Annotated in this window: 18 protein-coding genes; 15 read left to right on the forward strand and 3 right to left on the reverse strand. The window is 42.8% G+C overall.

Annotated elements, in window-relative coordinates; translation table 11 throughout:
- Positions 1 to 7 precede the first annotated feature (7 nt).
- The gene (gene lepA, locus WMO43_RS00900) at positions 8 to 1,825 is read left to right on the forward strand and encodes a translation elongation factor 4 (RefSeq protein ID WP_177963525.1); all 1,818 of its coding nucleotides are present in this window, start codon (positions 8 to 10) and stop codon (positions 1,823 to 1,825) included.
- A gap of 111 nt (positions 1,826 to 1,936) precedes the next feature.
- Here the strand turns inward: lepA and WMO43_RS00905 are convergent, their stop codons facing one another.
- Entirely contained in the window at positions 1,937 to 3,010 is a 1,074-nt protein-coding gene (locus WMO43_RS00905; RefSeq protein WP_177963526.1) for a PTS sugar transporter subunit IIC, read from the reverse strand.
- Between the two features lie 179 nt (positions 3,011 to 3,189).
- Here WMO43_RS00905 and hemW point away from each other — a divergent pair, with 179 nt between their 5' ends.
- Entirely contained in the window at positions 3,190 to 4,341 is a 1,152-nt protein-coding gene (hemW, locus tag WMO43_RS00910; RefSeq protein WP_353529399.1) for a radical SAM family heme chaperone HemW, read from the forward strand.
- 80 nt (positions 4,342 to 4,421) lie between these two features.
- Here hemW and WMO43_RS00915 read toward each other — a convergent pair whose 3' ends face one another.
- Complete coding sequence (locus tag WMO43_RS00915; protein ID WP_353529400.1) at positions 4,422 to 5,729, reverse strand: MATE family efflux transporter; 1,308 nt, start codon at positions 5,727 to 5,729, stop codon at positions 4,422 to 4,424.
- Positions 5,730 to 5,985: 256 nt separating this feature from the next.
- Here WMO43_RS00915 and WMO43_RS00920 point away from each other — a divergent pair, with 256 nt between their 5' ends.
- From WMO43_RS00920 to srtB, 13 genes are all read left to right on the forward strand, one after another.
- On the forward strand, positions 5,986 to 6,738 hold the full coding sequence (locus WMO43_RS00920; protein ID WP_353529402.1) for a M48 family metallopeptidase: 753 nt from the start codon (positions 5,986 to 5,988) through the stop codon (positions 6,736 to 6,738).
- Positions 6,739 to 6,820: 82 nt separating this feature from the next.
- Positions 6,821 to 7,024, forward strand: a complete 204-nt coding sequence (locus WMO43_RS00925) for a cold-shock protein (protein WP_178051205.1) — start codon at positions 6,821 to 6,823, stop codon at positions 7,022 to 7,024.
- Between the two features lie 132 nt (positions 7,025 to 7,156).
- Positions 7,157 to 10,075: an insulinase family protein gene (locus WMO43_RS00930; RefSeq protein ID WP_353529404.1), complete on the forward strand. Its 2,919-nt coding sequence runs from the start codon at positions 7,157 to 7,159 to the stop codon at positions 10,073 to 10,075.
- Between the two features lie 33 nt (positions 10,076 to 10,108).
- The gene (gene era / locus WMO43_RS00935) at positions 10,109 to 11,020 is read left to right on the forward strand and encodes a GTPase Era (protein WP_353529405.1); all 912 of its coding nucleotides are present in this window, start codon (positions 10,109 to 10,111) and stop codon (positions 11,018 to 11,020) included.
- Between the two features lie 96 nt (positions 11,021 to 11,116).
- Positions 11,117 to 11,299: a hypothetical protein gene (locus WMO43_RS00940; protein WP_353529406.1), complete on the forward strand. Its 183-nt coding sequence runs from the start codon at positions 11,117 to 11,119 to the stop codon at positions 11,297 to 11,299.
- A complete protein-coding gene (gene recO, locus WMO43_RS00945) occupies positions 11,235 to 11,978 on the forward strand; it encodes a DNA repair protein RecO (RefSeq protein ID WP_353529408.1) in 744 nt (247 codons plus the stop codon). The genes WMO43_RS00940 and recO overlap by 65 nt, the downstream gene beginning before the upstream one ends.
- Positions 11,979 to 12,042: 64 nt before the next feature.
- Positions 12,043 to 12,645 (forward strand): hypothetical protein, encoded by a 603-nt coding sequence (locus WMO43_RS00950; RefSeq protein WP_353529409.1) that lies wholly within the window; start codon positions 12,043 to 12,045, stop codon positions 12,643 to 12,645.
- A 20-nt stretch (positions 12,646 to 12,665) separates the two neighbouring features.
- A complete protein-coding gene (locus WMO43_RS00955) occupies positions 12,666 to 14,063 on the forward strand; it encodes a glycine--tRNA ligase (protein WP_353529410.1) in 1,398 nt (465 codons plus the stop codon).
- 279 nt (positions 14,064 to 14,342) lie between these two features.
- Positions 14,343 to 17,165, forward strand: a complete 2,823-nt coding sequence (locus WMO43_RS00960; protein ID WP_353529411.1) for a leucine-rich repeat protein — start codon at positions 14,343 to 14,345, stop codon at positions 17,163 to 17,165.
- 136 nt (positions 17,166 to 17,301) lie between these two features.
- Positions 17,302 to 20,025: a leucine-rich repeat protein gene (locus tag WMO43_RS00965; protein ID WP_353529413.1), complete on the forward strand. Its 2,724-nt coding sequence runs from the start codon at positions 17,302 to 17,304 to the stop codon at positions 20,023 to 20,025.
- A 248-nt stretch (positions 20,026 to 20,273) separates the two neighbouring features.
- A complete protein-coding gene (gene ppdK / locus WMO43_RS00970) occupies positions 20,274 to 22,907 on the forward strand; it encodes a pyruvate, phosphate dikinase (RefSeq protein WP_353529415.1) in 2,634 nt (877 codons plus the stop codon).
- 154 nt (positions 22,908 to 23,061) lie between these two features.
- Positions 23,062 to 23,226, forward strand: coding sequence for a hypothetical protein (locus WMO43_RS00975; protein WP_353529416.1), 165 nt, complete (start codon positions 23,062 to 23,064; stop codon positions 23,224 to 23,226).
- On the forward strand, positions 23,223 to 24,023 hold the full coding sequence (srtB, locus tag WMO43_RS00980; protein ID WP_353529417.1) for a class B sortase: 801 nt from the start codon (positions 23,223 to 23,225) through the stop codon (positions 24,021 to 24,023). Before WMO43_RS00975 ends, srtB begins: the two co-directional genes overlap by 4 nt.
- Positions 24,024 to 24,141: 118 nt before the next feature.
- On the opposite strand, the gene WMO43_RS00985 is transcribed toward srtB, so the two are convergent.
- Positions 24,142 to 25,461 carry an oligosaccharide flippase family protein gene (locus WMO43_RS00985; protein ID WP_353529419.1) on the reverse strand — a complete coding sequence of 440 codons (1,320 nt, stop codon included), beginning with the start codon at positions 25,459 to 25,461 and terminating at the stop codon, positions 24,142 to 24,144.
- Positions 25,462 to 25,514 lie beyond the last annotated feature (53 nt).

Genomic DNA, 25,514 nt, shown 5'->3' on the forward strand with positions numbered 1-25,514 from the left:
AGGAGTCATGTCACATATTGACCAGAGTAAAATTCGTAATTTTTGTATCATAGCACATATTGACCATGGAAAATCCACCTTAGCAGACCGCATTATTGAAAAAACGGGACTTCTGACCAGTCGTGAGATGCAGTCACAGGTGCTCGATAACATGGATCTGGAGAGAGAACGAGGTATTACGATCAAGGCGCAGGCTGTCCGTATCGTCTATACTGCAAAAGATGGTGAAGAGTATATTTTTAATCTGATAGATACACCGGGACATGTCGATTTCAACTATGAGGTCAGCAGAAGCCTTGCAGCATGCGATGGTGCGATCTTAGTGGTAGATGCAGCACAGGGAATTGAGGCACAGACACTTGCGAACGTGTATCTTGCCCTTGACCATGACCTGGATGTTATGCCGGTCATCAATAAGATCGATCTTCCGAGTGCAGACCCGGATCGTGTCGTGGAAGAGATCGAAGATGTCATCGGAATCGAGGCACAGGATGCGCCAAGGATTTCTGCAAAAACGGGATTGAATGTAGAAGATGTCTTAGAGCAGATCGTAGAAAAAATTCCGGCACCGCAGGGAGATCCGGACGCACCGTTACAGGCGTTGATCTTTGACTCGCTGTATGATTCCTATAAAGGAGTTATTGTATTTTGCCGTATCAAAGAGGGAAGTGTCCGTGTTGGGACAACCATTCAGATGATGGCGACAGGAGCAAAAGCAGATGTCGTAGAGGTCGGTTATTTTGGTGCAGGACAGTTCATTCCATGCGACGAACTTTCAGCAGGCATGGTAGGCTATATCACGGCGAGTCTGAAAAATGTACAGGATACCCGTGTGGGAGATACGGTCACCGATGCAAACCGCCCATGCAAAGAGCCGCTTCCGGGATATAAAAAAGTCAATCCGATGGTATACTGTGGCCTTTATCCGGCAGACGGAGCAAAATATCCGGATTTAAGAGATGCTTTAGAAAAATTGCAGTTAAATGACGCGGCACTTCAGTTTGAGGCAGAGACATCCATCGCCCTTGGTTTTGGATTCCGCTGCGGATTCTTAGGACTGCTCCACTTAGAGATCGTGCAGGAGCGTTTAGAAAGAGAATATAATTTAGACTTAGTCACAACGGCACCGGGTGTTATTTATAAGGTGCATAAGACCAATGGGGAAGTGATGGAGCTGACCAATCCGTCGAACTTACCGGACCCGGCACAGATTGAATATATGGAAGAGCCGATCGTCAGTGCCGAAATTATGGTCACAAGTGAATATATCGGAGCGATCATGGATCTGTGTCAGGAGCGTCGTGGAACGTATATCAGCATGGAATATATGGAAGAGACACGGGCACTCTTAAAATATGATCTGCCGCTCAATGAGATTATCTATGACTTCTTTGATGCTTTAAAATCACGTTCGAGAGGATATGCATCGTTTGACTATGAGATGAAAGGATATGTCCGTTCCAATCTGGTAAAACTCGACATTCTGATCAACCGTGAAGAAGTCGATGCCCTGTCCTTTATCGTATTTGAAGGAAGTGCATATGAGCGTGGACGAAAGATGTGTGAGAAATTGAAAGAAGAGATACCGAGACACCTGTTTGAGATACCGATACAGGCAGCAGTCGGCAGTAAGATCATCGCACGCGAAACCGTAAAAGCCATGCGAAAAGATGTACTTGCAAAATGTTACGGTGGTGATATCACACGAAAGAGAAAGCTGTTAGAAAAACAGAAAGAAGGAAAGAAACGAATGCGCCAGGTCGGAAACGTAGAGATTCCGCAGGAAGCATTTATGAGTGTCCTGAAATTGGATGATGGAAAATAAAGAAAAATAAAAACCGGACTGTCAGGGTTATGTATAAGGAACACCTTGGCAGTCCGACTTTTTTGTAAACAAATTACTATGTAACAGTAGTAACATCCAAAAAGCTGTAGCTTAGTCCGCTAATTTTAAATCATCTTCTTTGATCCATCCGATCTTTCGTAAAATCTCACAGAACACAACACTCAGTATTGCAGGGAGAACAAAACAGATCAATACCAGACCAAGCCAGTCAAAACCTGTGATAGCAGTCTTTGTTCCGGCAGCAATATCATTCAGCCATCCGGTGTATACACCGATCTGACCAACAAATCCACAGGTTCCCATACCGGAAGATACCGGAGTACCGTTCATCTGCATTTTAAAAATACAGGTTGCGATCGGGCCGGTAATGGCAGAAGCAAGTGTTGGTGGAATCCAGATGCGTGGATTTTTTACAATATTACCCATCTGCAGCATGCTTGTACCAATTCCCTGTGCGATCAGACCGCCCCATTTATTTTCCTTAAAGCTCATAACTGCAAATCCAACCATCTGCGCACAGCATCCGGCAACAGCAGCACCTCCGGCAAGTCCGGTCAGGCTGAGTGCAGCACAGATCGCAGCACTGCTGATCGGAAGTGTCAGGGCAATACCTACAATGACAGATACCAGAATACCCATGAAGAATGGCTGTAATTCAGTTGCCCACATGATCAGGTTTCCGACAGAGCTTGCCGCTTTACCGATTGCAGGAGCCCACCAGATAGAGAGCAGGGAACCAACTAAAATGGTAACAAGCGGGGTAACGAGAATATCAATCTTCGTTTCTTTAGAAACCATTTTACCACATTCGGCCGCAAAAATTGTCACGACCAAAACAGCAAGCGGACCACCGGCACCGCCCAAAGTATTTGCAGCATTTCCGACAGCCAGCAGTGAAAACAGGACCAGTGGAGGTGCCTGTAAAGCATAACCGATAGACACTGCCATCGCAGGTCCACAGATTCCTTTGGCATAGTCACCGATCGTGACAAGCAGCTCAAAACCGATCTGCTGACCTAATGTGGAAAGGATCGTGCCCATCAGAAGGGAGGCAAAGAGTCCCTGTGCCATGGCACCAAGGGCATCAATACCGTATCGTTTTGCGGAAAATACAACATTTTTCCGTGCTAAAAACTGTTTAAATGAACCGGGTTCTTTTGACATAATAATAACAACTCCTCTAAATTGATTTACTTTAATTTACAACTGACAAGACAGTTGACTATGCAATCATAACATATAAGGAGGATGCTTGTAAACCATAAAAGGAAGAAAAAAGGAATCGCTACAGAAAGCCAAGATTAGAACTGTACAGCAAACGGGATTCGCGTTATAATAAAAACATGAAGAATTTAGAATTATATATACATATCCCTTTTTGTATAAAAAAATGCGACTATTGCGACTTTTTATCAGGGGAAGCAAGTGCATTTGAGAAAAAGGAATATATCAGGGCATTATTAAATGAAATTAAATATCAGGCATATGACTGCGAGGATTATGAGGTATCGACGATCTATTTTGGAGGAGGAACACCATCCACGTTAAAAGCACAGGTAATCGATTCTATTTTACAGGAAATCTATAAATATTTGCATGTAAAAAAAGATGCGGAAATTACGATTGAGTGCAATCCGGGAACGGTCGAGAGAGAAAAGCTGGCACTTTACCGGTTGAGTGGGATCAATCGTTTGAGTTTTGGATTGCAGTCTGCAAATAATCAGGAATTAAAAATGTTAGGCAGGATCCACAGCTATGAAGATTTCTTAGAGAGCTATGATGCGGCAAGAAAAGCAGGATTTGAAAATATCAACGTAGATGTGATGTCAGCACTTCCTGCGCAGACCGTTATTTCCTATGAGATTACCTTAAAAAATGTGCTTCGCTTAAAACCGGAACACATTTCTGCCTACAGTCTGATGATAGAAAAAGATACGCCGTTTTATGAGCGTTATTCTGAGGATGAATATATCCGTGCTGCCGGTGGAAAACCGAAATATCTTCCAAGTGAGGAAGAGGAACGCAGGATGTACAAGCTGACAAAGGAACTGTTAGCAGAGCATGGTTATAACCGATATGAAATCTCAAATTACGCAAGAGAGGGTTACGAATGTAAACATAATGTAGGTTATTGGCGAAGAGAGAACTATATCGGAATGGGAATTGGAGCAAGCTCCCTGTTTGAAAATACCAGATTCCATAATACAGATATCATGTTTGAATATCGTAAATGCAATTTTGAGCGTGAAGATGAAGAAGTCTTAACGAAAAAAGCACAGATGGAAGAGTTCATGTTTTTAGGACTCCGCATGACGAATGGAATTTCAAGGGCAGATTTTAAAGAAGCTTTTGGAATGGAGATTGAAGGTGCCTACGGACCGGCACTTGCAAAGCTGACATCTGAAGGTTATTTAGAGAAACGTGAGGGCAGGATTTTCTTCACGGAAGCAGGCATTGATGTCAGCAACACACTTTTGACGGAGTTCTTGCTGTAATTTTATAATCTTATAGGTTTATAGCTTTGTAGTTTTATCATTTTACGGTTTTATGATTTCGTGGTTTCCCAGCCAGTCGTCTATGATCTGTTATGCCGGAAAAATAAAATTCCGCCAAGAATACTGACCAACAACTCAGTTACAGGAAAGGCGAGCCATACACCGGTCATGCCAAACAGGTAAGACAGCAAAAATGCCATCGGGATAATGACAAAAAATCCGCGTAAAAGCGAGATGACATGTGCCGGGCGGGCAAATTCCGTGGAGGTAAAATACACCGACAGAATAATATTGAATCCCGCAAAAACACATGCGGTAAAGTAAATGACAAGTCCTTTTACAGCAGTTTGCTGTAGAAGGACATTTTTTTCGCTGTTAAAAATGGCAGTAATCTGCCCGGCACCGAAGAAAATACCAAGGTACACCAAAACAGAGATAGCCAGCATTGTGATCAGAGCATAACGCAAAATAGAATGTACCGCGGTGCGGTCACCCTTTCCATAGCTGCTGCTGAGGATCGGCTGGATACCCTGTGCGATTCCGGTGTAGACAGAGATCACAACCAGAGAAATATTTGCAATGATACCATAAGCGGCCACACCTGTATTTCCCTGCAGATTTAAAATGATCATATTAAAAATAATGATCACAATGCCGGACGAAAGCTCTGTGATCAGAGACGGCAGACCATCGGAGCAGATGTGGCGTATCAATCCGGGAGAAATGCGGCATTTTTCTAAATGAAAATGATTTTTCTTCTGAAAAAAGAAAGTTGACAGTATTAGGATACTGATCAGCGGAGCAAATCCTGTTGCGAGGACAGCACCGAAAATCCCCATTTTACATGGGAAAATAAAAATATAGTCTAACAGGATGTTAGAAAAACTGCCCATCAGCATAGCCAGCATGGAAAGCTGTGGAGCACCGTCATTGCGGACAAAACATAAAAGCAGATTGTTGAGCATGAAAGCCGGAGCAAAAAACAGGATCACCCGCAGATAAGTCTGTGTCATTTCAAAGACCGTTTCATTTGCACCAAGCAGATGTGTAAGTGGGGCAGAGAAAAACAGACCGGCACAGAAGAAGAAAAGTGCAGGCAGTAAAAAAGCAACAGCTGCATTGGTAAATACCTGATTCATATCCTTTTGCCGGTTCTGGCTTTTTAAAATAGAATAGCGTGTGCCTCCGCCCATGCCGATCATCAGACCGCTTCCGTGAATAAAGCTGTACACCGGAATGGCGAGATTTAAGGCGGTAAGTCCGTCTGCACCCAGTCCTTTAGAGATAAAAAAGGTGTCAGCTAAAATATAGCAGGACAGTCCGATCATGCCAAGGACATTGAGAGAGGCATATTTTATAAAATCATTGAGAATCGTATGTTGTTTCATCTGTGTTTTCCTTTCCTGAAAAAATCAAAAAAAACGCCTTACGCTCATTCCTTCTAAGGCCTAACGGAATGAGGTAAAGCGAGCTTACCCGGCGGCAATTTGTATTTAGATTGTATATTCGTAACATATATAGCATATCCGTTTTGAAAAGTCAAGGTGGAGATACATATTAGTTTGGAAAGACATCCATCACTGACATTCCAAAGATAAAATGGTATAATAAATACGAATACCAGGAAACAAAAACAAGAAAACCATGGACAAATATAGAACAAAAAACATGACAACCCCAAAAGAATATCACAACATACAATTAAAAAACATCACCCTGACCTACCTCTTAGAGCGTAAGCCGGTAAAGAACATCAACCTTCGCATCAAGTCCGACGGCTCCGTCTGCGTGTCGGCAAACAACAGAGTCCCGGTGTGGAGAATCGAGGAGTTTATTATAGAAAAACAGGACTACATAGAGCGGGCGATCCGGGAGTATTCGAAGAAGAATACGCAGGAGTTAGCATCAAAACAATATGTGGACGGAGAAACCTTCGGCTTTCTGGGAAAAAGCCTGTGCTTAAAAGTCAAAGAGGCAGAGACCGAGCGGGTAGAGACGGACGGAACCTATTTGTGCCTATATTTAAAACAAACAGAAAATTTTACAAAAAAGGAGCGGCTGGTACAACAGTGGTTCAAAGAACAGACCGTGCAGGTGTTTTCTGAGATCATAGAAAGCGTTTATCCGCAATTTGAAAAATACGGAGTACCGTATCCGAAGATCACCATTCGCAGCATGACATCCCGCTGGGGTTCGTGCCAGCCCGTAAAGGCAAGGATCACCTTAAATGCATGGCTCATTGCTACGCCGAAGGGGTGTATTGAATATGTAGTGGTACATGAATTTGCACATTTTATCCATCCGAATCATTCAAAGCAATTCTGGGCATTTGTAGAGAGCATGATGCCGGATTACCGGGAGCGAAAAACCATGCTCCGGGGCTATGGAACTCGTTGACGAACATGGAAAATTGTGCTAGTATAAAAAAGTAAATAAGCCCTTGGGGAAGGGATGAACAGTGTGTTAGGAGGAAGGTTTTATGCAGCAGGGAACAGTAAAATGGTTTAATGCCAAAAAAGGTTACGGATTTATTTCTGATGAAGAAGGAAAAGATGTATTTGTACATTTTTCTGCTTTGAACATGGATGGTTTCAAAGAGCTGAAAGACGGAGAGCGTGTAGAGTTTGAAGTAGTAGAAGGCGAGAAGGGACCACAGGCAGCAAATGTTGTTCGTCTTGGTTAATTCATAAATAGAGTAGAATTGGGAATAATAACCAAAAGAGGGTGTCAGGCACCCTCTTTTTAAATGATATATTTTTATAAAAAATAGATAGAGCAAACAAGTGAATTTTTGCAGAGAGGAGCAGACACGGCATTGAGAGACTTAAACACATTAGAGGCATACGAATTATTAGAAAAGAAAGAATTACAGGATTTGAATTCTGTCGGATATAGATTGCGTCATAAAAAGACCGGAGCAAAGATAGCACTGATCCGGAATGACGACGAGAATAAAGTATTTTATATCGGATTCCGTACACCGCCAAAGGACAGTACCGGAGTGGCACACATCGTAGAACATACCGTATTATGCGGATCGGATAAATTTCCGGTCAAAGATCCGTTTGTAGAATTGGCAAAGGGTTCCCTGAATACCTTTTTAAACGCCATGACCTATCCGGATAAGACCGTCTATCCGGTGGCAAGCTGCAATGATAAAGATTTTGCAAACCTGATGGATGTCTATTTAGATGCGGTATTCCATCCGAATATCTATAAATATGAAGAGATTTTTAAACAGGAAGGCTGGCACTACGAATTAGAGAGCGAGGATGCACCGATCACTTATAACGGAGTAGTTTATAATGAGATGAAGGGAGCATTTTCTTCACCGGAAAGCGTGTTAGAGCGAAGCATCTTGAATTCCCTGTTTCCGGATAACACCTATGGAAATGAATCCGGCGGAGACCCGGTAGATATTCCTAACCTGACTTATCAGGATTATTTAGATTTTCACAGCAAGTATTATCATCCGAGCAATTCCTATATCTACCTCTATGGAGATATGGATTTTGCAGAAAAATTAGAGTGGATCGACAAAGAGTATTTATCCGCATATGACGCGATCACCTTAGATTCCGCGGTCAAAGAGCAGGCAGCATTTGAGAAGCCAAAAGAAATCAGCTTCCCATATCCGATCGCAAGCAGTGAATCTTTAACAGACAACACCTATCTGTCTTACAATACCGTAGTGGGCAATGTGTTAGATAAAGAACTCTATTTAGCGTTTGAAGTCTTAGAATATGCATTGTTAAATGCACCTGGAGCACCGTTAAAAAAAGCGCTGATCAATGCAGGCATCGGAAAAGACATCATGGGTTCCTATGACAACGGGATCTATCAGCCGATCTTTTCGATCATTGCAAAGAATGCGAATGAGGAGCAGAAAGAAGAATTTTTATCTGTGATCCGAAACGTGTTAGAGGATTGTGTTAAGAACGGGATCAGCAAAAAATCACTGTTAGCAGGGATCAACAGCATGGAATTCAAATTCCGTGAGGCAGATTTTGGAGCTTATCCGAAAGGACTCATGTACGGTTTGCAGTGCCTCGACAGCTGGCTCTATGATGAAAAAGAACCGTTTATGCATATAGAAGCGATCGAGACCTATGCATTTTTAAAAGAGCAGACCCAAGGAAGATATTTCGAGGAACTGGTACAGAAATATCTTTTAGACAATACCCATGTGTCGGTAGTCATCACGAAACCGCAGAAGGGACTGAATGCCGAGAATGAAAAAGCATTAGAAGAAAAATTAGCGGCATATAAGGCAACACTCAGTAAAGAAGAGATTGACAGCCTCATAGCAGATACCAGACATTTAAAAGAGTATCAGGAAGAGCCGTCACCAAAAGAAGACTTAGAAAAAATCCCGCTTTTAAAACGGGAAGACCTGAAAAAAGAGATCGTAAAGCTGACCAACGAAGAATGTGAGGTAGCAGGCGTACCGGCACTTTATCACGATGTGTTTACCAGCGGCATCCACTATGTAGACTTTATGTTTGACATCAAACATATCCGTCAGGAAGATCTGCCATATGTCGGACTGTTAAAAGCCGTGCTTGGCTATGTCGACACAGAGCATTACGGCTATGCAGATCTGTCCAATGAGATCGATCTGCAGACCGGTGGGATCAGCAATAACATCTTAGGAACGGCAGATGTGGAAAACATCGAAGAATACAGTCTGAAATTTGAAGTACGCACAAAATTCTTAGAAGATAAGACCGGAGCAGCGCTTCGTCTGGTAAAAGAAATCCTTTGCAGTTCTGATTTGGACGATGAAAAACGTCTGTACGAGATCATCGCCCAGAGCAAATCCAGATTGCAGATGGCGATTGGCGGAATGGGACATTATATGGCAGGAATGCGGGCAATGTCCTACTTCTCAAAGACAGCAAAGATCTCAGATCTGACCGGGGGTATTGAACTCTATAAGATGGTCGCTGATTTAGAAGAGCATTTTGAGGAAAAGAAAGAGGAATTAAAAGCAACTTTAAAACGTTTAGTCAAAGAAATATTTGTAAGGGAAAGACTGATGTTAAATATCACCTGTGCAGGCGGAACCACATTCTTAGAAAAAGAACTGCAGGAGTTGTTAGAGTCCCTGCCAAGTGATAAGACCCCTGTAAAACCACAGGAGATCCTCTGTGAGAAAAAGAACGAAGGCTTTTTAGATGCTTCTAAAGTACAGTATGTTTCCCGTGCGGGCAACTTTGTAAAAAAAGGGTATTCCTATACAGGAACACTAAGAATATTAAAAGTCATTATGGGCTATGATTACCTGTGGATCAATATCCGCGTCAAAGGTGGAGCCTATGGCTGCATGAGCGGATTTGGAAAGAACGGAGACACCTACTTTGCTTCCTACCGTGACCCGAAACTTCGTGCAACAAATGAAATCTATGAAAAGATTCCGGAGTATTTAAAGGAATTTGATGCAGACGAAAGAGATATGACAAAATATATCATCGGAACCATCAGCGAGATGGATACACCGCTGACCCCGATCTTGAAAGGACGGCGTTCCCTGATCAGCTATTTAGGACATATCACGGATGAAGAACTGCAAAAAGAAAGAGATGCAGTATTGAGCGGCACGGCAGAGGACATCCGCGCGTTAGCGCCTTTAGTGCAGGCAGTCTTAGAAGAGCAGGATCTCTGCGTGATCGGAAATGAAGAAGCATTAAGAGCAGAAAAAGAGATGTTTATGGAACTGAAAGATCTGTACTAGGAATGTACGAAAAGAAAAATCAAAGGAGACGGAATGAACAATAATTTTAAATCGGGATTTGTAACGATCATCGGACGGCCAAATGTAGGAAAATCAACACTGATGAACCATCTGATCGGACAGAAGATCGCCATCACATCCAATAAACCGCAGACCACCAGAAACCGGATCCAGACCGTGTATACCGATATGGACAAAGGACAGATCGTATTTGTAGATACACCCGGAATCCATAAAGCAAAAAACAAGTTGGGAGAATACATGGTCAATGTAGCGGAGAAGACCTTAAACGAAGTAGATGTGGTACTCTGGTTAGTAGAACCGAGTAATTTTATCGGGGCAGGCGAGCAGCACATCATCGAAAAACTGCAGCGGGTGAACACGCCGGTCATACTGATCATCAACAAAGTAGATACGGTAGATGAAAAAGAAAAAATATTAGAATACATTGACACCTATCGAAAAGTCTATGACTTTGCGGAGATCGTACCGCTGTCTGCACTTCGCGGTCAGAACACGGAAATATTGACAGACCTCATATTTAAATATCTGCCATATGGCCCGCAGTTCTATGATGAAGATACCATCACCGACCAGCCGGAGCGTCAGATCGTAGCAGAGGTCATCCGTGAAAAAGCGTTGCATGCCCTAAACGAAGAGATTCCGCATGGAATTGCAGTATCCGTGGATAAAATGAAAGTACGGAAAGGCAAAAAGATCATCGATATCGATGCAACCATCGTCTGTGAAAAAGATTCCCATAAAGGGATCATCATCGGAAAACAGGGAAGTATGTTAAAGAAGATAGGAAGTAATGCAAGATATGAGATTGAGCGTCTTTTAGATGCAAAAGTCAATCTGCAGCTTTGGGTCAAAGTCAAAAAAGACTGGCGTGACAGTGATTTTTTAATTAAGAATTTTGGCTACCGCAAAGACGAAATGTAAGAAAAATGTCAACTGGTAATTATTTGCTGGTATAGGAAAGCTCACCATGGAAATTCTAATAACATAGATAACAGCATCCGACAAGGAGGAATTTTCATGGGAGAGGAAACCTGGAAACAATTCATGAGTACAGGAAGAGTCACGGACTATCTGGCATATAAAATGATTGAGCATATGGCAGACAGTGAACAGAAGGCAAGAGGTGTGGCAAAGCATGGGGCAGAATCTGGTGTTGACAGGAATGGTGCTGTCAGTGATACCCATAGGGGATTACGATAAGAGAATTACATTGCTCAGCAAAGAAAGAGGAAAGATCACAGCATTTGCAAGAGGAGCGAGAAGACCGAATTCCCAGCTCCTCGCTGCGACAAATCCGTTTGCGTTTGGCCGGTTTGAATTATATGAAGGAAGAAGTACATATAATCTGGTAAAAGCAGAGATCACCAACTACTTCCGGGAACTGACCATGGATTTAGAAGCCGCCTATTACGGGTTCTATTTTTTGGAGTTTGCGGATTATTATGCGGTGGAAAATGAAAATGCGACAGAGATGTTAAAGCTGCTCTATCAGTCCCTCCGGGCATTAGAGAGTGATGCCTATTTAAACCGGCTGGTACGCTGCATTTATGAACTGAAGATCCTTACGATCAATGGAGAATATCCGAATGTCTTTTCCTGTAGAAAGTGTAAAAAAGAAGAAGATTTAGGATGGTTCAGTGCAAAATATGCCGGAACCCTGTGCAGTGAGTGTAAAAATGATGAGAACATCATACGTTTAGATGAGTCCGCATTGTATACCATGCAGTACATCATCACAAGCAGCATTGAAAAGCTCTATACCTTTCAGGTATCGGAAGATGTGCTGCATACCTTAGAGCGGATATTGAAGTCCTATCTTGCCCTGTATGTAGACCGGAAATTCAAATCGTTAAAAGTCTTAGAGGAGATTCGCCGCTAGAAGTTGAAATTTTGCGGATAAAAGGGTATAATGTGAGAGATTTGCATGAGTTAGGAGGTTACATATGAAAAAACAGATAGTTGTCTGCCTTGCAGCAGCAGCGGTAATGATGCTTGTGACCGGCTGTGGGACAAAGGAAGACCGCACAACACTTCATATTAAAGACGGCGGGAAAGTCGTAGAAAATATCACGGAAGATTTCAATCAGGATAACTATGATGAGAAAGAGTTAAAGACATTCATAGAGCAGCAGATTGAAGATTATAAAAAAGAAAGCGGGAACAGCGTCAAGTCCGGCGGGTTTGCGGTAGAAGAAGGAAAAGCATATCTGACCGTCAAATTTGACGATACCAAGACCTATTCGGATTTTAATGACGAGACCTTATATCAGGGAAGCGTTGTAGAAGCCATAGCGGACGGTTATACATTCCCGGAGCATTTTTATCCGGTCAAGGATGGAAAATTAAAAAAGAAAGCAACCGATAAGAATATCGATGGTGATGACAGCTATAAAGTAGTCATTACGAGTGAGAGCATAGATGTTGCGGTAAGTGGAAAAGTAGCATATGTGTCAGGAAACAACGTCAAGATTAAAGACGAAAAGACCGTTTCGATCCGGAAAGAAAATGCAGATGATACGTCACTGACGTATATTGTGTACAAATAAAGAAGGCGAGGAAAAAAGCAATGGAAAAGACCATGGACAAAATTGTTGCATTGGCAAAGGCAAGAGGATTCGTATATCCGGGTTCTGAGATTTATGGAGGACTGGCAAATACATGGGATTACGGAAATCTTGGTGTAGAATTAAAAAATAACGTAAAAAAAGCATGGTGGCAGAAATTTGTAATGGAGAATCCATATAACGTCGGCGTAGACTGTGCGATCTTGATGAACCCGCAGACATGGGTGGCATCCGGACATCTTGGCGGTTTCTCCGATCCGTTAATGGATTGTAAAGAGTGTCATGAGAGATTCCGTGCAGATAAGATCATTGAAGATTTTGCAGAAGAGAATGGAATTACCTTAGAAGATTCCGTAGACGGCTGGTCACAGGAGCAGATGAAGAACTTCATCGAAGAGCACAATGTACCATGTCCGACCTGTGGAAAACATAACTTCACGGACATCCGTCAGTTCAACCTGATGTTCAAGACTTTCCAGGGTGTCACAGAAGATGCAAAGAATACCGTATATTTAAGACCTGAGACGGCACAGGGAATCTTTGTCAACTTCAAAAACGTACAGAGAACCTCCAGAAAGAAGATCCCGTTTGGTATCTGCCAGATCGGAAAATCCTTCCGTAACGAGATCACGCCGGGTAACTTTACCTTCCGTACCAGAGAATTTGAGCAGATGGAGTTAGAGTTCTTCTGCGAGCCTGGAACAGACTTAGAGTGGTTTGATTACTGGAGAAGTTTCTGCCGTGACTGGCTGTTAAGCCTTGGAATGAAAGAAGATGAGTTAAGACTCAGAGACCATGATCCGGCAGAGCTGGCATTCTACAGTAAAGCAACCACAGACTTCGAGTTCTTATTCCCATTCGGCTGGGGAGAACTTTGGGGAATCGCAGACAGAACCGATTATGACCTGACACAGCATCAGAACACATCCGGTCAGGATATGAGTTATTTTGATGATGAAAAGAAAGAAAAATACATTCCATATGTCATCGAGCCTTCACTGGGTGCAGACCGTGTGGTATTAGCATTCTTATGTGCAGCTTATGATGAGGAAAATATCGGAACAGAAGAAAAACCGGATATGAGAACCGTACTTCATTTCCATCCGGCACTTGCACCGGTAAAGATCGGTGTACTTCCGTTATCTAAGAAATTAAATGAGGGTGCAGAAAAAGTCTTCACACAGTTATCTAAGAAATACAACTGTGAATTTGATGACCGTGGAAATATCGGAAAGCGTTACAGAAGACAGGATGAGATCGGTACACCATTCTGTATCACTTATGATTTCGACTCCGAAGAGGATGGAGCAGTTACCGTCCGTGACCGTGACACCATGGAGCAGGAGCGCATCAAGATTACCGATTTAGAGGCATATTTTGCAGACAGATTCACATTCTAAGGATTTTGCAGAAGACAGAGTGATCCGGACAGGAACATAAAAACAGAGCATCAGAGGATGAACTTCTAATCAAGGGAGTTCATCCTCTTTTTGATTGAAAAAATATCCGGAAATCCCTTCCGGAAGCGGTTTGCAGCAAATAGTCCAGCATAAAGGTTTGGCAAAAAGTTTGGAAAAATCAGGACAAAAACCTAGACTTTAGTTTGCTATACAAAATGCGGAGCCTATGTTAGAATTTTAATGAAAAGTCAAGTGTTGAAAATATGTAGGAGGGAAAATATGAAGAAAAGACGATTCACAGAAAAAAAGAGTATATCTTCCGTGTTCAGTCTCTTTCTGGCATTTGCATTGATGGTGACAAGTGTCTTAGGAAGCAGTCTTGGAACACTCGAAGTACAGGCAGCAGAAGGGACATTATCCGGTAGTGGAACATATAATGACCCGTATATTATTGAAGATGCAGCAGATTTAAAGGCATTTGCAGCATTGTTAGATGGAAAATCAGAAAATATTGGTCTTTGTGCAAAAGTAGCAGATGGTGTTACCAGCATTGATGTTTCAGACGCAACGTGGCAGCCTATGCCGGCAAATGTCAAAGATACGGAAGGCAAAGATCTCGGATATATCGGTGTATTTGATGGCAATGGTGCAACGATCAACTTAAATGTGGACAAGTCAGAACAAAATGCCGGCTTATTCAGCATCATAGGTGTCGGCGGAGAAGTCAAAAATGTAACCACAGAGGGCAATGTAATAGGAAGGAGCCATGTCGGTGGTATATGTGGAACGAATAAAGGAACAATTAGTGATTGCAATAACAAAGCAAATGTAAAATCAAGAAATAGTATGGCAGGAGGAATTGCAGGCTATTGTGAAAGCAGCGGAAAAATTCAATTTTCCGGCGCTATGACAAATTCCGGTAAAATTAACTCAAATGGTTCTATAGGAGGAATTGTGGGAGAATGCAAGGGTTCTATTGAGGGAGCCGGAGAACTGCAGAATACAGGAGTTATTGACGGTGGAATGTATTATCAATCTACTGGAGGAATCGCAGGAAAATTAGGAGACGCTGCTGCATTGAAAGTTACAGGAGAGGTACGGAATACGGCAGAAGTCAGCGGAGCTACTTATACCGGAGGAATTGTAGGCTGTCTGGCACCAAGCAGTGGTGACCCGATACAGATACAGGCAGGAAGCATTCTGAATACGGGAAATGTCACTGGCAGCTATGCCGGCAATTCGATCGGAGGAGTGATAGGATATATTCCAGGCAAGGCTGAAATATCAGCAATGACAGGAGATATCAGAAATACCGGAGCAGTCAAAGGGCCAAATACTATCGGAGGTGTGTTCGGATATTGTACCAGCACTACGGTCACAGCAGCCGGAGACATTGTCAATACCGGGGAAGTGGCAGGCAATCCCTCGGGTAATGAAATTGGAGGGATTGTAGGAAAATTGAATGAGTCACAGCTTATTGCAGTAGGAGGAGAGATCCGCAATGAGTCGAGTGTTACAGGAGCAACTCAGGTAGGAGGAGTCGCAGGCAGGTGTGATCGGAATCGGACAGATAGTCCGATCCGGGCATATGGAGACATTGTAAATCAGGGAAAAATCTCAACTACGAATGCTGGCAATGTAGGCGGTATCGTTGGAAGCTATAACTGTAAGGAAGGCATCGTGTCGGATACCGGTGTGATAAAGAACGAAGGTGCGGTTGAGGGAATAGATACTTATGTTGGAGGAATCGTGGGATCTTACAATATCGCAGCATCTACAGGAGCTGTCCAAAAATGTATCAATACAGGAGATGTTACAGCCTCAAAAGGTAAACAGGTAGGTGGATTATTCGGATATGTAAGCATAACAAGCAGCACGGAAGAATATAGGAATATTGAAAATTCTTATAGTACCGGACAGGTGAACATAACAGATGCAACAGATGCAACAGACAGTCGGAATGGAACTTTAGTAGGCGGTTTTAACGGAAATAAAATAAAGAATTGCTATGATACGGTAACAGATGCATTACCGATGTTAGGCACGACAGCTTATTGCCAGGGTGCAGAGAACTGTTACCGTATGTCAGAAGATGCAAGCGTCACAGAGCCAGAGGGAGTCGCAGTTAAGACAAAGGCAGAATTTGCTTCCGGAGAAGTGGCATATTTATTAGACGGAACCGGAGAGAAGCGTGCGGAAGCACCGGTATGGGGACAGAATATCGGAACAGATGAGAGTCCGGTATTAGGCGGAGCAGCCGTTTATAAAGACGGCGATGTTTATGCAAATGCGGAACATACCTATGATGTGACATATACATGGTCAGCGGATAAGAAGAGCTGTACGGCAAAACAGAACTGCCGTTTCTGTGGTATAGAGGGAGCGAAAGAGACGGTAGCAGCAGCTTACAGTATCAAAAAACAGGCAACAGAACAGGCAGAGGGAATCGGACTCTATACGGCAGTATTTAAAAACGGTCTGTTTACAACACAGACAGCAGAAGTAAAGATTGCAAAGCTGCCACCAAAACCAAGTCAGCCGACGAACCCAAGCAACCCGTCGAACCCGACGAACCCAAGCGATCCGTCAAAGCCAACAAATCCGTCCAACCCGTCGAACCCGACAAAACCGACCGATAACAAAAAGAAACCGGCAGCTAAGGGAACGACCTTAAAAGACAACAATGGTGCAACCTATAAAGTAACCGGTGCGAAAGTAAAAAATCCGACGGTAACTTATGTAAAACCGAAAAAGAATGTGAAGAAAGTAAGCATTCCGGCAACGATCACGGTAAAAGGTGTGAAATATCAGGTAACGGCAGTATCCAAAGATGCATTTAAGAATAACAAAAAAGTGACACAGGTCACGATCGATAAGAATGTCAATAACATCGGAAAAAATGCATTCTACGGCTGCAAGAACTTAAAGAAAGTGATCATTAAGACCACAAAGCTGACGAAAAAGACCGTTGGAAAGAACGCGTTTAAGGGAATACATAAAAAGGCAACGATCAAAGTGCCGAAAAAGAAATTGAATGCTTATAAGAAGCTTCTGAAAAATGCAGGAATGAATAAGAGTGTAAAAGTAGTGAAGATCAAATAAAAAAAGTATCGGATAAGAGGGTGGCTCTGTCAGGGGCACTCTCTTACTCTATAGAAAATACCGTGTTTCCTATAGAGTAAAAAGACCTTCGGGCGAAGATTTGTATCAACATACAGGAAGGAGAGAAGCAGAAAAAATGAAAAGAATGAAGCTGATAAAGAACAGGGGGATCGCTTCTGTGACTGCGTTTTCTTTAGCACTTGCCTTAACAGTGACAAGTGTTTTAGGAAGCAGCCTTGGGACATTGACAGTCCGTGCAGCAGGCGGGACATTATCCGGTTCCGGAACAGTAGAAGATCCTTATATCATTGAGGATGCAGACGATCTGTGGACATTTGCGAATATGTTAAGGGGAAGTACAAGCCATCTTTCTGACTGTGCAAAAATAGCGGATGGAGTGACCATGATCGATGTATCTGACGAGATGTGGCAGGGCATACCGTCCAATATGACAATGCCGGACGGCTACAGGGGAACCTTTGATGGAAACGGTGCAACTATTAAATTGACAATGGCAATAAGTGGTGGTTACCAGGTCGGATTTTTCAACACACTGGATGCAGGCGGAGTGATCAAAAATGTTACCATAGACGGAACCGTATCGGGAAACTATGATGTCGGTGGTGTATGTGGACGCAACGGGGGAACCATCATAGACTGCAATAACAAAGCAGATGTATCCGGCAAAAATGACCGTGTAGGGGGAATTGCGGGCAGTTGTATGGATGGCGGTAAACTGATCGCCTTTAAAACCATGAGTAATTCCGGCAAGATCGAGGCAGGAAGCAGGGTCGGAGGAATCGTAGGATACTGTAGTAAGGCTTCCATAGAAGGCGACGGAGAACTGCTGAACACAGGAATGGTCCATAGTAGAGATGTATATGCAGGAGGAATCATCGGAAAGGCAGAGACTAAGACCTCCGTGAAGATTGCCGGAGCCGCAAAAAATACGGCAGATATCAATGGACCCGGATATGCCGGAGGAATTATCGGACAGATGACGAGCAGCGATTTATTACAGATACAGGCAGGAAGTATTCTGAATGCAGGAAGTATCTATTGCAGTGGTGAGCATGCCGGAGGAATTGTAGGAGCGTACGACGGCAATATAGAAATTACAGCTGCGACAGGAGATATCCAAAATACCGGATATGTGCAGGGAACGAAATGTATCGGAGGCTTTGTGGGGGCTACCTACATGGGCACGATCACTGCAGCCGGAAATATGATCAATACCGGAGAGGTAAACGCTAATGATATTTATATTGGAGGAATCATTGGAAGACTGCAGGATACACAGGTTGTTTCAGTCAAAGGAGAGATCCGTAACGAAGGGAATGTTGGAGGCAACAGTGCGATGGGAGGCATTGTAGGTTATGCTACAGATGAAGATGCAAAAATACCGGTTATGGCATATGGAGATATTGTAAATCAGGGTAAGCTACAGGGAACCATAAGCAGTGGTTCAGCCAGTGTCGGAGGTATTTTAGGAAGCTTTGATTGTCAGGAAGGCATTTTCTCTGAGACAGGAGTGATTAAAAATGAAGGCGATATTACTGCAAACGGTACAATGGTAGGAGGAATCGGAGGATATTATGCTGTTCAGGCATCCACAAAGCCGGTTCAGAAGTGTATCAATACAGGCTCGGTTACAGGTACCAATAATGTTGGTGGATTATTTGGAACGGCAAACTTAAAAAGCAGTACGGAAGAATATAAAAATATTGAAAATTCCTACAGTACAGGAAGTGTAACAGCCAGTGGTGAATCACAATCCAAGGTGGGAGCATTAGTAGGATATTATGCAGGAAATAAAATAAAAAATTCCTATCACACGAGTCCTTACCCAATTACAGGAACAGCAGATGAAGCGAACGGTGTAGAGAATTGCTATGATATAGAAGAATACCGGGGTGTGGCGGAAACAGAGGAAGTGATATCTAAGACAAAGGCAGAATTTGCTTCCGGAGAAGTGGCATATTTATTAGATGGAACCGGAGAGAACCGTGCGGAAGCACCGGTATGGGGACAGAATATCGGAACAGATGAGAGTCCGGTATTAGGTGGAGCGACCGTTTATAAAGATGGCGATATCTATGCAAATGCAGAACATACCTATGGTGATGCCACATACAAATGGTCAGACGATAAGAAGAGCTGTGCGGCAAAAGCAACCTGTCAGAATTGTAACTCAGAACAGACAGAAACAGCACAGGCAGCCTATAGCGTGAAAAGACAGGCAACAGAAAAAGAAGAGGGAGTCGGACTCTATACGGCAGTATTTAAAAATGGTCTGTTTACAACACAGACGGCAGAAGTAAAGATTGCAAAGCTGACACCAAAACCAAGTCAGCCGACGAACCCAAGCAACCCGTCGAACCCGACAAAACCGACCAATAACAAAAAGAAGCCGGCAGCTAAGGGAACGACCCTAAAAGACAGCAAGGGTGCAACCTATAAAGTAACCGGTGCAAAAGTAAAAAATCCGACGGTAACCTATGTAAAACCGAAAAAGAATGTAAAGAAAGTCAGCATTCCGGCAACAATCACGGTAAAAGGAATTAAATATCAGGTAACGGCAGTATCCAAAGATGCATTTAAGAACAACAAGAAAGTGACACAGGTCACGATTGATAAGAACGTTAAGAACATCGGAAAGAATGCATTCTACGGCTGCAAGAACTTAAAGAAAATTACGATCAAGACGACGAAATTAACGAAAAAGACCGTTGGAAAGAATGCGTTCAAGGGAATTCATAAAAAAGCAGCGATCAAAGTGCCGAAAAAGAAATTGAATGCTTATAAGAAGCTTCTGAAAAATGCAGGGATCAGCAAGAGCGTAAAAGTAGTTAAAATGTAAGAAAAATAGGTAAAAAACAAAAAAAGAACAGAAACAGTAACAGGCGTGAAAAAGCAGAAGGGAATCTTTGGATTCCTTTTTCTGCTTTTTTTGGACAAATTTATGAAAATCTGTTGCGAAAAATGAAATTTGTGTTAAAATCAATTATGTGCGACCCTTGATGGTCGTATTACATAGTGTATTTGTGATCACCACAATACGGGGCATCACATAACAATATATAAATTTTTTTAGGAGGAATTATTCAAATGGCAAAATGGGTTTACAAATTTGAAGAAGGTAACGCTTCTATGAGAAACCTGCTTGGTGGTAAAGGCTGTAACTTAGCCGAGATGACAGGCTTAGGAATGCCGATCCCTCAGGGATTTACAGTAACCACAGAGGCATGTACCGAGTATTACAACTGCGGAAAGACAATTTCCAAAGAGATTGAGGATCAGATCTTCGAGGCTCTTGCATGGTTAGAGGGCGTAAATGGTAAAAAATTCGGAGACACAGAAGATCCGTTATTAGTATCTGTTCGTTCCGGTGCTCGTGCTTCTATGCCAGGTATGATGGATACTATCTTAAACTTAGGTTTAAATGATGTAGCAGTAGAAGGTTTTGCAAAGAAGACAGGAAATCCTAGATTCGCATATGACTCTTACAGAAGATTCATCCAGATGTATTCTGACGTAGTTATGGAAGTTCCAAAATCTTACTTCGAGAAGATCATCGATGAGATGAAAGAAGCAAAAGGTGTAACTTACGATACAGAGTTAACAGCAGATGACTTAAAAGAGTTAGCTGAGAAATTCAAAGGTGTATATAAAGAGGCAATGAACGGCGAAGAGTTCCCACAGGAACCAAAAGACCAGTTAATGGGTGCTGTAAAAGCAGTATTCCGTTCATGGGACAACCCTCGTGCCATTGTATATCGTCGTATGAATGATATCCCTGGAGACTGGGGAACAGCCGTAAACGTACAGACTATGGTATTCGGTAACAAAGGTGACACATCAGGAACAGGTGTTGCATTTACCCGTAACCCATCTACAGGTGAGAAAGGTATCTTCGGTGAGTACCTGATCAACGCTCAGGGTGAGGACGTAGTTGCAGGTGTTCGTACACCACAGCCGATCACTCAGTTAGAGAAAGACTTACCAGAGTGCTACAAACAGTTCATGGATTTAGCTATGAAATTAGAGAACCATTTCCACGACATGCAGGATATGGAGTTCACAATTGAGGAAGGTAAATTATACTTCTTACAGACTCGTAACGGTAAGAGAACAGCTCCTGCAGCTATCAAGATCGCTTGTGATTTAGTAGACGAAGGACAGATCACACCGGAAGAAGCTGTTTGCCGTATCGAAGCAAAATCATTAGATCAGTTATTACACCCAACTTTCGATGCAGATGCATTAAAAGCAGGTGAAGTAATCGGTTCTGCACTTCCGGCATCTCCTGGAGCAGCTGCTGGTAAAGTTATCTTCACAGCAGAAGAAGCAAAAGAAGCAGGAATCGGTGGAAAAGGCGAGAGAGTTATCCTTGTTCGTCTTGAGACATCCCCAGAGGATATCGAAGGTATGCATGCTGCACAGGGTATCTTAACAGTTCGTGGTGGTATGACATCTCACGCAGCCGTAGTTGCTCGTGGTATGGGAACATGCTGTGTATCCGGATGTGGTGAGATCGAAATCGATGAAGAGAAGAAAGAGTTCAAACTCGGTGGATATACATTCCATGAAGGAGATTACATTTCCTTAGACGGAACAACAGGTAAGATTTACAAAGGCGACATCAAGACAAACGAAGCTTCTGTAAGCGGTGACTTCGGACGTGTTATGGGATGGGCTGATGAGTTCAGAACATTAAAAGTTCGTACAAACGCTGATACACCGGCAGACGCTAAGAAAGCTCGTGAGCTTGGTGCAGAAGGTATCGGTCTTTGCCGTACAGAGCATATGTTCTTCGAGGAAGACAGAATTGCTGCTTTCCGTGAGATGATCTGCTCCGATACAGTAGAAGAAAGAGAAGCAGCACTGGATAAGATTCTTCCTTATCAGCAGTCTGACTTTGAAGCATTATATGAAGCATTAGAGGGATGCCCGGTAACCATCCGTTTCTTAGATCCGCCACTTCATGAGTTCGTACCTACTGAAGAAGCAGATATCAAGAAATTAGCAGATGCTCAGGGCAAATCTGTAGAGACGATCAAAGCAATCATCGAAGGACTCAAAGAGTTCAACCCAATGATGGGACACAGAGGATGCCGTCTTGCAGTTACTTATCCTGAAATTGCAAAAATGCAGACAAAAGCTGTTATCCGTGCAGCTATCAATGTAAAGAAAGCACATCCGGATTGGAACATGGTTCCTGAAATCATGATTCCACTTGTATGTGAAGTAAAAGAGTTAAAGAACGTAAAAGCAGTAGTAGTAGAGACAGCTGATGCAGAGATCGCTGCTGCAGGTTCTGACTTAAAATACTCCGTTGGTACTATGATTGAGATCCCAAGAGCTGCATTAACAGCAGATGAGATCGCAACAGAGGCTGAGTTCTTCTGCTTTGGTACAAACGACTTAACACAGATGACATTCGGTTTCTCTCGTGATGATTCCGGTAAGTTCTTAGATGCTTACTATCAGGCTAAGATCTTCGAGTCTGACCCATTCGCAAGATTAGACCAGAACGGTGTTGGCAAATTAATGGATATGGCTGTAAAACTTGGAAAACAGACACGTCCGGACATGCACTTAGGAATCTGTGGAGAGCACGGTGGAGATCCATCTTCCGTAGAGTTCTGCCACAAGTTAGGATTAGACTATGTATCCTGCTCACCATTCCGTGTGCCGATCGCAAGATTAGCAGCAGCTCAGGCAGCTATCAACAACAAATAATTCGGATTTTTAAATCTGTAATTGTAATAAAAAAAGAGGCTATCGCTTCAGCGAACAATGTTCGCGAGGCGGTGGTCTTTTTTGATGAAAATATCATTGACATAATTTGCACTGCATTATAAGGTAATAATAGTAAAAACAAATAGGAGAACACATGCAAACAGAAAGATTAAACATCGCCCAAATGACAATCAAAGAAACAGGAGCGCTCATAACAAAGACCAAAGCCACAGCCCCGGAGCTGAGCGAGGCATATGCTGAGATGTTAGCGGGAGGAAAAACTCCATATAAAGTTTACATAAAACAGAGGCTAAGATGAAAGAAAGACAAAAAGAACCATTACAACAAAAGAATCCGCGCAAGTGGGGAATGATCCTGCTGATGGCAGTGCTCATCATCGTTATGCTGGTATCCCTGTGGAACATTTTAGGATACCTGTTAGAAGGTAGGAAAAGCGAAAAATTTGCACAGGATCTGCAGGAATCGGCGATCATTATAGAAAAAGACAATACGGATTCGAAAGATACAAAAAAGGAAAAAGAAGAGAAGGAAGAACCGATACCGGATGCAATTGATTTTGACACCCTGCATGCGATCAGTAAAGATGCAGTGGCATGGCTGTATGCACCGGGTAGTGGGATCAACTATGTAGTAGCACAGGCAGAGGACAACGATTACTATCTCCATCGGTTGTTGAATGGTACAGAAGCAAAAGCCGGTACCTTATTTATGGATTATCAGAATCATTCCGATTTTTCCGACTGGAATACGATGATCTATGGACATCACATGAAAAACGGTACAATGTTTGCCTCCTTGGTAAAATATCAGGATCAGGAATATTATGAAAAGCATCCTGTCATGTATCTCTACACACCGGGGCAGCGTATGAAATTAGAAATCCTTGCAGGATATACAACGGATATAGAGGACAGTGTGTATACCATCCCAACGACGAAGGAAGGCAGGGATGAGTTAGTAAAGCATGTCCTTCAAAAATCCAACTTTACATCAAAAGCATCGGTAACGGGGGAGGACAAATTGGTAACTCTATCTACCTGTACCTATGAGTATGAAGATGCAAGATTTGTTGTTATAGGAAAAATCGCAGAATAATCAGATTGACAAATCAGAGTTTCTAACGTATATTATATCCTAGTAAGTAACTAGGATATAATATACGTTTTTCTGTTGTAAGGAAAATAACAGAAAATAGTCGTATCACGACTATTTTCTACTTCAGATATTCCCGTAAAGAGAACGTCAGACATACCGACAGGATGATCTGGCTTGCCAACAGCCCCCACAGATAACCTTTGATACCAAAAGCAGGGATGGCAAACAGTGCAAACAGAAGGCGGATGCAGATACTTACTAGATTATAACAAAAAGTTTGTACGGTCCTGCCAAGTCCGTTTAAAATGGCGGCAAGCGTAGAAGTCAGGTAGAGGAAGGGGCAGATAAAACCAAGCTGCATAATAAAGTTGCCGCTCATCTCATTTTGAAACAGCCACATTCCTAAAAAATTACCACCGAAGAAAAAGAAAGCCGTACAGGCAAAACCAAACAGCATACAATAAGTAATAGATTTTGAAACCGCTTTTTTGATCCGGTCGCGTTCTCCGTGTGCAGAGGCTTCCGAGACAGCAGGAAGCAGCATGACAGCTAACGAATTTGTGATCGAGGTTGGAAACAAAATCAGTGGGAGAGCCATTCCGGTCAGGACACCGAACATGCTTAAAGCCGCAGAGGTGCTAAGTCCCGCCTCTTTGAGTTTTAAGGGGATTAAAATAGCCTCAATACTGGTAAAAAGATTTAAGACAACACGGTTTCCGGTCAAAGGTACGGATAAGCGTCCGATCTTTGGCAGGGCATTTTTAAAATCACAGAGCCGTAGCTTGGAAAAGTGCACGGCAGCGGCAGAAAAGAGAGCAGAGGAAATCTCCCCACAGACAATTCCCCATACCGCAATGGCAGGCGTCACGGGAATCTGTTCCTGCATCTGGATGCGGTAGATGACATAGACACTGGCAACGCGCACGATCTGTTCGATAAGCTGTGACACAGACGGGATCATCGCTTTTTTTAAGCCGTAATAATAACCGCTGATACAGGAATGGATAGCACCAAACGGCAGAGAATAGGCGAGGATCCGAAGCAGCGGTGCAGTACGATATTCGTGGATCACATGATAAGCTAAAAAGTCAGCCTGTGTATATAAATAGAAAGCACACAAAAAGGACAGACTAAGAGATAGCAGTAAACCGGCTGCCAGATAGCAGCGTCTGCGGCTCTCGTTTTTATCATCGGAGACTTCGGCAACGAATTTAGAAATAGCGGTCTGTATACCGGCAGTAGTAAAAGAACTGCACAGGGCAAGAAGCGGAAAGATAAGCTGATAAATTCCGATTCCTTCCGCACCAATCGTATGAGATAAGAATATTCTATAGAAGAAGCCTATGATTCTGCTCAAAACGCCGGAGGCAGTTAATAAAAATGTGCCAAGAACCAGAGGATTTTTCATATAGTGCCTGATATAACGGGAAAGATTCATTTTGACCTCCCGAAAGAACATTTATCTTAATATATGCAAGATGTCCTATTGAC

Source organism: Maccoyibacter intestinihominis (genome assembly GCF_040096355.1).
In the GTDB taxonomy this organism is placed as follows: Bacteria; Bacillota; Clostridia; order Lachnospirales; family Lachnospiraceae; genus Maccoyibacter; species Maccoyibacter intestinihominis.

Coding starts and splice junctions, on each gene's coding strand:
- lepA (WP_177963525.1), top strand. CDS start 8: ATGTCACATATTGACCAGAGTAAAATTCGTAATTTTTGTATCATAGCA.
- WMO43_RS00905 (WP_177963526.1), bottom strand. CDS start 3,010: ATGTCAAAAGAACCCGGTTCATTTAAACAGTTTTTAGCACGGAAAAAT.
- hemW (WP_353529399.1), top strand. CDS start 3,190: ATGAAGAATTTAGAATTATATATACATATCCCTTTTTGTATAAAAAAA.
- WMO43_RS00915 (WP_353529400.1), bottom strand. CDS start 5,729: ATGAAACAACATACGATTCTCAATGATTTTATAAAATATGCCTCTCTC.
- WMO43_RS00920 (WP_353529402.1), top strand. CDS start 5,986: ATGGACAAATATAGAACAAAAAACATGACAACCCCAAAAGAATATCAC.
- WMO43_RS00925 (WP_178051205.1), top strand. CDS start 6,821: ATGCAGCAGGGAACAGTAAAATGGTTTAATGCCAAAAAAGGTTACGGA.
- era (WP_353529405.1), top strand. CDS start 10,109: ATGAACAATAATTTTAAATCGGGATTTGTAACGATCATCGGACGGCCA.
- WMO43_RS00940 (WP_353529406.1), top strand. CDS start 11,117: ATGGGAGAGGAAACCTGGAAACAATTCATGAGTACAGGAAGAGTCACG.
- recO (WP_353529408.1), top strand. CDS start 11,235: ATGGGGCAGAATCTGGTGTTGACAGGAATGGTGCTGTCAGTGATACCC.
- WMO43_RS00950 (WP_353529409.1), top strand. CDS start 12,043: ATGAAAAAACAGATAGTTGTCTGCCTTGCAGCAGCAGCGGTAATGATG.
- WMO43_RS00955 (WP_353529410.1), top strand. CDS start 12,666: ATGGAAAAGACCATGGACAAAATTGTTGCATTGGCAAAGGCAAGAGGA.
- WMO43_RS00960 (WP_353529411.1), top strand. CDS start 14,343: ATGAAGAAAAGACGATTCACAGAAAAAAAGAGTATATCTTCCGTGTTC.
- WMO43_RS00965 (WP_353529413.1), top strand. CDS start 17,302: ATGAAAAGAATGAAGCTGATAAAGAACAGGGGGATCGCTTCTGTGACT.
- ppdK (WP_353529415.1), top strand. CDS start 20,274: ATGGCAAAATGGGTTTACAAATTTGAAGAAGGTAACGCTTCTATGAGA.
- WMO43_RS00975 (WP_353529416.1), top strand. CDS start 23,062: ATGCAAACAGAAAGATTAAACATCGCCCAAATGACAATCAAAGAAACA.
- srtB (WP_353529417.1), top strand. CDS start 23,223: ATGAAAGAAAGACAAAAAGAACCATTACAACAAAAGAATCCGCGCAAG.
- WMO43_RS00985 (WP_353529419.1), bottom strand. CDS start 25,461: ATGAATCTTTCCCGTTATATCAGGCACTATATGAAAAATCCTCTGGTT.